Origin of the sequence: Burkholderia sp. IO2 (assembly GCF_029522185.1) — a bacterium.
Lineage (GTDB): Bacteria > Pseudomonadota > Gammaproteobacteria > Burkholderiales > Burkholderiaceae > Burkholderia > Burkholderia cenocepacia.
The window spans coordinates 50,598-57,981 of sequence record NZ_JAKWFH010000049.1 but is presented as its reverse complement, the minus strand read 5'-3'; the positions used below and the strand labels follow the sequence as shown (position 1 = coordinate 57,981).

Here is a 7,384-nt window from a genome sequence, read left to right as displayed (position 1 = left end):
GGCTGGGCGGCGACGCTGCTGCCGGCCGGCGGCGCGCTCGCGAGCCCGCCGCTCGATGTGCCGCCGTGGACGCGCGCGCCCGGTGCGCCGCTGCTGTCGCCGCCGTACGGCGTGCCGGGGCCGCACGAACGCGACGTGATTCGCCGCAGCGCCCGCACGCCGGCGCTGCCCGGTTCCGGCTCGTCGATGACGCCGCTCGCCGACCTGTTCGGCGACATCACGCCGAACGGGCTCGTCTACGAGCGTCATCACGCGGGCGTGCCGGACATCGATGCGCAACGCCATCGCGTCGTCGTGCACGGCCTCGTGCGCGAGCCACGCGTCTTCACGGTCGACGACCTGCTGCGCTTCCCGTCCGAATCGCGAATCCACTTCCTCGAATGCTCGGGCAACACGGGCAGCGAATGGAACGGCCCGAGCGGGCTGCCGGTTCAATTCACGCACGGGTTGCTGTCGTGCTGCGAATGGACCGGCGTCCGGCTGTCGACGCTGCTCGACGAAACGGGCATCGATCCCGCCGCACGCTGGCTGCTCGCCGAAGGCGCGGACGGCGCGGCGATGACGCGCAGCCTGCCGCTCGACCGGATCCTCGAGCGCGCGCTGGTCGTCTATGCGCAGAACGGCGAACGGCTGCGTCCGGAGAACGGCTACCCGGTGCGGCTGATCGTGCCGGGATTCGAAGGCAACACGAACATCAAGTGGCTGCGACGGCTGAAACTGGTGCGTGCGCCGGAGATGACGCGCGAGGAAACGTCGAAATACACGAATCTGCTGCCGGATGGCTGTGCGCGCCAGTTCGTGTTCGAGATGGATGCGAAGTCGGTCATCACGCGGCCGTCGGCCGGCCATCGGCTCGCCGCGCACGGCTATTACCCGATCAGCGGCTACGCGTGGTCGGGCCGCGGCCGGATTCGTGCCGTCGACGTGTCGACCGACGGCGGTCGCACCTGGCGCCCCGCACGGCTCGCCGGCGACGTCCGCGACCGTGCGTTGACGCGCTTCGAGGCCGACTGGGTATGGCGCGGCGAGCCGGCCGACCTGCAAAGCCGCGCGACCGACGACACCGGCTACGTGCAGCCGACCCGCGACGCGCTCGTCGCCGCGCGCGGGCTGAACTCGCAGTACCACTACAACGGCATCCAGAACTGGCGCATCGGCGCAGACGGCGAGGTGCGCAATGCGTAAGCTGCTTGCTTGCCTGCTTGCGACCGGCGCGATGACATCGGGCGCGTTCGGCGCCGGCTTCGGCCTCGGACAGCCGATCGACCGCGCAGCGCTCGCCGCGTGGGACATCGACGTCGCGCCGGACGGCGGCGGCCTGCCGCCCGGCGCAGGCACGGTCGCACGCGGCGGCCACGTGTTCGCGGACAAATGCGCGATGTGTCACGGCGCCGGCGGCGAAGGCGGCGTCGGCGATCCGCTCGTCGGCGGCGCCGGCTCGCTCGCGAGCGCGAAGCCCAAGAAGACGGTCGGCAGCTACTGGCCCTACGCGACGACGCTGTTCGACTACATTCGCCGGGCGATGCCGTACAACGCGCCGCAATCGCTGAGCGCGGACGACGTCTATGCGGTCACCGCGTACGTCCTGCACCTGAACGGCATCGTGCCTGGCGAAGCCCGGCTCGACGCGCGCACGCTGCCGCGCGTGCAGATGCCGAACCGTGACGGCTTCGTGCCCGATCCGAGGCCGGGCAAGCTATGACGTGTCCCGCTTCGCTTGCCCCATCGAGCAGCCCACCCGCGCGAGTCGCGTCGCGCTTTTCAGCAAGGACCCCGTGATGAGCGATCCCTCCGTCGCCGCCCCGCTCGCATCGTCGCCGTTCGTCGACGTTCGTTCGCCGGCGGACTTCCCCGACAGCCCCGTGTCGCGCACCCTCTCGCAGCCGCTGATGCTCGGGCTGTTCCTGCCGATCCAGGCTGGCGGATGGAGCGCGTCGACGCTGCCGCGCTCGACCGACTGGACGTTCGACTACAACGCCGAGCTGGTCGCGCGCGCCGAGGCGCTCGGTTTCGATCTCGTGTTCGCGCTGTCGCAATGGCTGCCCAAAGGCGGCTACGGCGGCGTGTTCGACGGCCACGCGCTCGACTCGTTCATGACGCTGGCCGCGCTGACGGCGCGCACCGAGCGGATCATCCTCGTCGCGACGAGCCACGTGCTCTACGGGCCGTGGCATCCGCTGCATTTCGCGAAATTCACCGCGACGCTCGACCACATTTCGCGCGGACGCTGGGGCATCAACGTGGTGACCGGCCACCGCGCGATCGAACACGAGATGTTCGGCTGGAACCGGATCGAACACGACCGGCGCTACGAGATGGCCGCGGAATTCCTCGACGCGGTCCAGCAGTTGTGGGCGCAACCGGACAATTTCAGCTATACGCCCGAACTGTCGAGCTGGCGGCTCGGCGGCGCATTCGTGACGCCGAAGCCGCGCTACGGCCGCCCGCTGCTGATCAACGCGACGGGTTCCGACGCCGGTATCGCGTTCGCCGCACGCTATTCGGACATCGTGTTCGTCACGAGCCCGGCCGGCCCCGACGCCGAACGCGCGATCGACGCGCTGCCCGCCCATACCGCCCGCGTGAAGGCGGCCGCCGCCGCGCGCGGTCGCACGATCCGAACGCTGCTCAATCCGCTCGTGATCTGCCGCGAGACGGCGGCCGAAGCACGCGCGTACCGCGACGCGATCGTCGCGCATGCGGACGAAGGCAGCTTCCACCGCTTCGACAGCGACGCGCACGCGTGGCGCGGCGGGTTCGAGCAGCGTGCGCAGGCCGCCGCGCGCGCGATCGGCGGCAACATCTCGATCACCGGCTCGCCTGAGGAAGTCGCCGACACCATCGTGCGGCTGCACCGCGCGGGCATCGACGGCATCCAGTTGAGTTTCTACGACTTCAAGCCCGATCTCGACTTCTTCGGCGAGCGCGTGCTGCCGCTGCTGCGCGAAGCCGGCTTGCGGCGTTGAAGTCGGCGCTGCAACGCGGCGCGACGGCGTAGCAGCAACCGCCCGCGGCCGTCGTCAGAACACGCGCCCTTCGGTCAGGTGCGTCGTCACGCCGTTCAACACGTAATCGCCTACCACGCGCGCCTTGTGCAGCAACGGGTTGTGGCTGAAGATCGTGCGCAGGTTGCGCCAGTGGCGATCGAAGTTGTGCTCGCGCGCCGTTGCCGACGCGCCGCCCACTTCGAACAGCCGCTCGGCCGCATGCAGCGCGAGCTTGCTGACGATCAGTTGCGTGCGTGCGGTCGCGAGGGCGCTGTCGAGCACGAGCGTATCCGCATCGGCGGCGCCCGCCTCGATCGCATCGGCGGAGCGGTCGAGCGCACGCGCGTTTTCTCGCACGAGCGCGTCGATCGCATGGCTGTGCGCGGACAGCTCGCCGACGATCTGCTGGATGAAGTGATCGTCGCGCGCGGTCGCCGCCGGGCTGTGCAGCGCGGGACGACCATGCGCGAGCACGTAGCGGCGTGCATCGGCCACCACGTTGCGCACGATGCCCGCGCCGGTCGCGACCAGATGCAACTGCCGCAGCGCGCCGCAATGCCGGCCGACGAGCGTCGACCCGTCGCGTGGGGCGACTTCGTCCGCGAACACCTGCACGTCGTTCAGCACCAGGCTGCCGCTCGCGGTCATGCGCTGGCCCATGCCGTCCCAGTCGTCGAGCACCTGCAGGCCGTCGCGCGCCACCGGAACGATCACGGCGAGCGCGTCGCCCTGCTCGTTCTCTACGTTGATGCGCGCGAAATCGGCAAACGCGGTGCCCGTCGAATAGTATTTGCGACCCGTCACGCGATGGTGATCGCCGTCGCGGCGCAGCACGGTCGTGTTCTCGCCCGGGCGCGACGTGCCGCGTTCGGTCGACGCGCCGCCGAAGATCGCGCCGGCCAGCACACGCTCGAGCTGCACGTCGTTGAACGCCGTACGCGGCGACAGCCGCAGCGTCTCGGTCTGGTCGTAGTGGATGCGCAGCGCATGCGCGAGATTCGAATCGGCGGCCGCCAGCGTCGCGATCGCATCGAACAGGTCGACCAGCGTGCCGCCCAGGCCGCCGCGCGCGACCGGAATCCGCAGCGCACCCAGCGCCGAGCGCCGGAAGAGCGCGAAGCCGTCGAACGGCAGTTCGCGACGCGCCTCGCGCTGGGCGGCATCCCGCCCGATCGCAGTCGCGAGATCGGGCAGCGCGGCAAGCGCGTCGCGCAATGCGTCGCGCGGATCGACGGCATCACGGGCAGTCATTCGGCAGGTCCTTGTTCGGGCAGATCGGGGAATGCCGCGGCAGCGCGCGACGGGGCGTACATTACACGCCGTCCGCTGAGTATAGGGACGCACCCGGCGCGCGTGAAAAGCCGATTTCAGCTTACGTTATGCCCGCGCCGGGATTGATCGCGGACGGGCGCGTCAGTGCTGAATCCCCCAGCGCCGCACGGTCGCGCGTTCGAGCGTATCGAACACGAGGTTCTCGACCAGCAGCCCGATCACGATGACGGCCGCGAGGCCCGCGAACACGCGGTCCGTGTACAGCTCGTTGCGGTTCTGGAAGATGTACCAGCCGAGGCCGCCCTGCCCCGCGCTCGCGCCGAACACGAGCTCGGCCGCGATCAGCGTGCGCCACGCGAAGGCCCAGCCGACGCGCAGGCCCGACAGGATCGACGGCAGCGCGGCCGGCACGAGGATCAGCGCGATCTGGCGCAGGCCCGTGAGCCCATAGTTGCGCCCGGCCATTTTCAGCGTGGCGGGCACGCCGACGAAACCGGTATAGATGCTGAGCGCGAGCGGCCACAGCACCGCATGCACGAGCACGAACAGCAGGCTGCCGGTGCCGAGCCCGAACCACAGCAGCGCGATCGGCAGCAACGCGATCGACGGCAACGGATTGAACATCGACGTGAGCATCGTCAGCAGATCGCGGCCGATGCGCGTGGATACCGCCAGCGACGTCAGCGCGAACGCCAGCAGCACGCCCAGCGCATAGCCGCGCAGCAGCACCGACATCGAGATGCCGGTCTTGACCAGCAGTTCACCCGACTCGATGCCCTGCACGAACGCGGCCAGCGTCGCGCCGAAGGTCGGGACGAGCAGATCGTTCGCGACGATGCGCGCGACGATCTCCCACACGGCGATCAGCACGAGCGCGATGACGCCGCGGCGAAACCACGTGGCACCGGCGATGCGGCGCGACAGCGGCGCCGGCGCCGCGCGTTCGGCGTCGGGCAGCGGGTCGAGCGGACGCGTGTATTCGGCGCGCACGGGCGGCAGCGGCGGCACGACCGGATCGATCGTACTCATGATGCGGCGTCCTCCGTCGTCGGTACGTGCGGTGCATCGGTGTCGAACAGCAGGCGGTGGATCCGCGCGACGTGGTCGCGGAAGTCGCCGGTGTCGACGTTGTCGAGCGAATGCTCGTGACTGTTGAGTTCCGCCCGCACGCGGCCCGGATGCGGCGACAGCAGCAGAATCCGGTTGCCGACCACGAGCGCCTCCTCGATCGAGTGCGTGACGAACAGCAGCGTGAAGCGGAATTCGTCCCACAGCCGCAGCAGTTCCTCCTGCATCTTGCGGCGCGTGAGCGCGTCGAGCGCGGCGAACGGCTCGTCCATCAGCAGCACGCGCGGCTGCATCGCCAGTGCCCGTGCAATCGCGACGCGCTGCTTCATGCCGCCCGACAGCGTATGCGGATAGGCATCGGCAAACGCGCTCAGGCCGACCTTGTCGAGATAGTGCAGCGCGCGCTCGCGGGCTTCGGCGCGCGACAGCTTCGCGGCGGCGCGCAACGGAAACGCGACGTTCTCGACGACCGTCTTCCACGGCGGCAACTGGTCGAACTCCTGGAACACGACGACGCGGTCGGGCCCCGGCCCGCGCACGGGCCGGCCGTCGAGCGCGATCGAACCCGAGACGGGCTCGATGAAGCCGGCGATCGCCTTCAGCAACGTCGACTTCCCGCACCCCGACGGGCCGAGCAGCACGAAGCGGTCGCTGCCGTACACGTCGAAGCTCACCTGATGCGTCGCGCGCACGATCCGCGCGCCGCTGCGGTATTCGAGGCTGACCTCGTCGATGGCGAGCAGGCGTTCGCTGTGCGCGCCGGCCTGCGCGGCATGCACCGCCGGCCGCCCGGCGGCACCTGCATCGGATGCGGCGGACGCGGCCGGCGACGCGCCGCTGCGTGCCGTATACGGCGGAAACCAGGTTCGGGGAGAAGTGGCGTTCACGATCGAATCTCTTGCGGGAAAAGCATCAACATACGGCCAGGCGTCGTGCGGACCAACCATCGATTGCGCATATCGAAACCGCGCCGCCGCATAAGCGTCGATCGCGGCGTCGCAGCGTCGACGCCGCTCAACTACCGCCGGCCGTCGCGGGATCGTCGAAGAAGTAGTCGCGCCACGACTTCGGTTCGTTGCGGATCGCACCGGTGCGATGCATGAACTGCGCGAGCGGCAGCGTGTTCTGCGGCGCGGTCTTGAACTGCACCTGCGGATTGCGCAGGATCTTCAGCAGCAGCGCGCGATCGATCTTCGACCCGTTCACGCGAATATAGGTATCGGCCGCGCGCTCCGGGTCGGCCGCGATCTGCCGTGCGGCGTCGGCCAGCGCGGCGACGAACGCGCGGTAGGTCTTCGGGTTGTCGTCGCGGAATTTCTCGGTCGCGTACAGCACCGTCGCGGAGCTCGGGCCGCCGAGCACGTCATACGAATTCAGCACGATGTGCGCGTTCGGGTTGCCGGCAAGTTCCTGCTCCTGGAACGGCGGATTGCCGAAGTGGCCGGTGATCACGTTGCTGTTCGCGAGAATCGCGGCCGTCGCATCGGGGTGCGGAATCGCCTGCGTGAACGCGTCGAGCTTGTCGAACTGCTTGTCGCCCCACTGCTTCGCCGCGGCGTACTGCAGCACGCGCGACTGCACCGACACGCCGACCGCCGGCACCGCGATGCGGTCCTTCGCGCTCAGGTCGGCGATCGTCTTCACGTTCGGGTTGCTGCTGACGAGGTAGTACGGAAAATTGCCGAGCGACACGACGCCCTTCACGTTCTGCCGGCCGCGCGTGCGGTCCCACACGGTCAACAGCGGTCCGACGCCCGCGCCCGCGACGTCGACCGCGCCGGACAGCAGCGCGTCGTTCACGGCCGCGCCGCCCGACAGCCGCACCCAGTCGACCTTGATGTCGAGGCCGGCCTTGCGCCCTTCCTTCTCGATCAGTTGCTGGTCGCGCGCGACGTTCAGCATCAGGTAGACGACGCCGAACTGCTCGGCGATGCGGATGCGGCCCTCCGCGTGCGCGGCTTGCGGGATGACCGCGCCCGCGAAGGCGAGCGCGGCGGTGAGCGTGGCCGCCAGCGCGCGACGCGCCGGCAAGAACGAGAACGACATCGGAACTCCGG

General features: G+C 69.7%; 7 protein-coding genes. 3 read left to right on the top strand and 4 right to left on the bottom strand.

What is annotated here, in order from left to right; genetic code table 11:
* From soxC to MMB92_RS26835, 3 genes are all read left to right on the top strand, one after another.
* On the top strand, positions 1 to 1,185 hold a 1,185-nt coding region (gene soxC / locus MMB92_RS26845), incomplete at its 5' end, for a sulfite dehydrogenase (protein WP_277563043.1).
* On the top strand, positions 1,178 to 1,702 hold the full coding sequence (locus MMB92_RS26840; RefSeq protein ID WP_077189029.1) for a cytochrome c: 525 nt from the start codon (positions 1,178 to 1,180) through the stop codon (positions 1,700 to 1,702). The genes soxC and MMB92_RS26840, both read left to right, overlap by 8 nt.
* Before the next feature lie 76 nt (positions 1,703 to 1,778).
* Positions 1,779 to 2,966, top strand: a complete 1,188-nt coding sequence (locus MMB92_RS26835; RefSeq protein WP_048987293.1) for an LLM class flavin-dependent oxidoreductase — start codon at positions 1,779 to 1,781, stop codon at positions 2,964 to 2,966.
* A gap of 54 nt (positions 2,967 to 3,020) precedes the next feature.
* Here MMB92_RS26835 and MMB92_RS26830 read toward each other — a convergent pair whose 3' ends face one another.
* The 4 genes from MMB92_RS26830 to MMB92_RS26815 form a co-directional block, all read right to left on the bottom strand.
* A complete protein-coding gene (locus tag MMB92_RS26830) occupies positions 3,021 to 4,238 on the bottom strand; it encodes an acyl-CoA dehydrogenase family protein (RefSeq protein WP_205672791.1) in 1,218 nt (405 codons plus the stop codon).
* 162 nt (positions 4,239 to 4,400) lie between these two features.
* On the bottom strand, positions 4,401 to 5,288 hold the full coding sequence (locus tag MMB92_RS26825) for an ABC transporter permease (RefSeq protein ID WP_077057007.1): 888 nt from the start codon (positions 5,286 to 5,288) through the stop codon (positions 4,401 to 4,403).
* On the bottom strand, positions 5,285 to 6,274 hold the full coding sequence (locus tag MMB92_RS26820) for an ABC transporter ATP-binding protein (RefSeq protein ID WP_034204022.1): 990 nt from the start codon (positions 6,272 to 6,274) through the stop codon (positions 5,285 to 5,287). The genes MMB92_RS26825 and MMB92_RS26820 overlap by 4 nt, the downstream gene beginning before the upstream one ends.
* A 67-nt stretch (positions 6,275 to 6,341) precedes the next feature.
* Positions 6,342 to 7,373 (bottom strand): ABC transporter substrate-binding protein, encoded by a 1,032-nt coding sequence (locus MMB92_RS26815; protein WP_077057008.1) that lies wholly within the window; start codon positions 7,371 to 7,373, stop codon positions 6,342 to 6,344.
* Positions 7,374 to 7,384 lie beyond the last annotated feature (11 nt).